Origin of the sequence: Collinsella sp. OM08-14AT (genome assembly GCF_003438115.1) — a bacterium.
In the GTDB taxonomy this organism is placed as follows: domain Bacteria; phylum Actinomycetota; class Coriobacteriia; order Coriobacteriales; family Coriobacteriaceae; genus Collinsella.
Map to the genome: position 1 here is coordinate 1 of NZ_QSTE01000039.1, position 1,244 is coordinate 1,244.

Here is a 1,244-nt window from a genome sequence, read left to right on the forward strand (position 1 = left end):
AGACGATATGAGCAGGACATAAAAACATTGAGAGCCCCTGCTGCATGAAAGACCGCGGATTAGGCCGACAATGGTGAGTGTCTAATTCAGCCGCGGCGGCCACGCCGCATTCATGGAAGGGGCTCCCATGCTCGATACTACCACCTTCATCGGCCTCGACGTCCACGCCCGCTCGATAAAGGCCGTCTCCCTCGACGTCATGACCGGGGAGGTGCGCGCCGCGACCTTCGGCTACGACGCCGGCGCCGTCGCGGAGTGGGTCCGTTCCGTGGACCCCGGGGCCAGGTGCGTGTACGAGTCCGGGGTCACGGGGTTCGACCTGCAGAAGAGGCTCTCCGGCCTGGGGGTCGACTGCGTGGTCGGCGCCGTCTCGAAGATGATCAAGCCCAGCGCGGACAGGCGCAGGAAGAACGACCGCAACGACGCCGAGTTCCTCGCCCGCATGCTGTCGGTCGGCAACGTGGTCGAGGTGTGGGTCCCCGACGACGAGTGCGAGGCCGCCCGCGACCTGACCAGGGCGCTCGAGGACGCGAGGGACGACCTCTCGCGCTCGAAGCAGCGGCTCTCCAAGTTCCTGCTCAGGCACGGGCTCGTCTTCGACGAGAGGACGCCCACCGGCCGCAGGAAGGGCAACTGGACCCGGGCGCACTGGTCCTGGATCGAGTCGATAAGGTTCGCGGAGGGGGCCGACAACGACGTGCTCGCCTACTACGTCGACGCGGTCAGGCGGGCGGCGGAGGAGAAGGCGAGGCTCGAGGGGCTCGTCGAGGCCGAGGCCCGCAAGCCCAGGTGGAGGAGGAGGGTCGACTCCCTGCGCTGCCTCAAGGGCGTAGACACCGCGTCCGCCGCCGACCTCGTGTTCGAGGCCGGCGAGTTCTCGAGGTTCAGGAACGCCCGCTCGTTCGCGGCGTGGGTCGGCCTGACGCCCTCCGAGCACTCCAGCGGGGAGAGCGACCGCAGGGGCGCGATCACCAAGGCCGGCAACAAGCACCTGAGGAAGACGCTGGTCGAGGCCGCGTGGCACTACCTGACGTGCTCGGGGCGGCCGAAGGACCTCGCCAGGGGCCAGGCCCCGGACCGGGGCGCCCGGAGGCATGCCGCCAAGGGCGTGCGGAGGCTGGTCGAGAGGCGGGAGGCGCTGCTCGCGCGCGGGGTCCACGGCAACAAGGCGAACGTGGCCACGGCGCGCGAGCTCGCCTGCTGGGTGTGGGCGGTCGGCCTCATGGCCGAGGAGGCGTAGGGGG

At 69.7% G+C, this 1,244-nt stretch carries 1 protein-coding gene; it reads left to right on the forward strand.

The genetic code is table 11. The features are described 5' to 3' along the window. Positions 1-127 precede the first annotated feature (127 nt). Positions 128-1,240: an IS110 family transposase gene (locus tag DXC18_RS10305; RefSeq protein ID WP_233509071.1), complete on the forward strand. Its 1,113-nt coding sequence runs from the start codon at positions 128-130 to the stop codon at positions 1,238-1,240. Positions 1,241-1,244: the final 4 nt, after the last annotated feature.

What these genes read in the sequence shown, in the direction of transcription:
- DXC18_RS10305 (WP_233509071.1), top strand. Translation starts at nt 128, where the DNA reads ATGCTCGATACTACCACCTTCATCGGCCTCGACGTCCACGCCCGCTCG.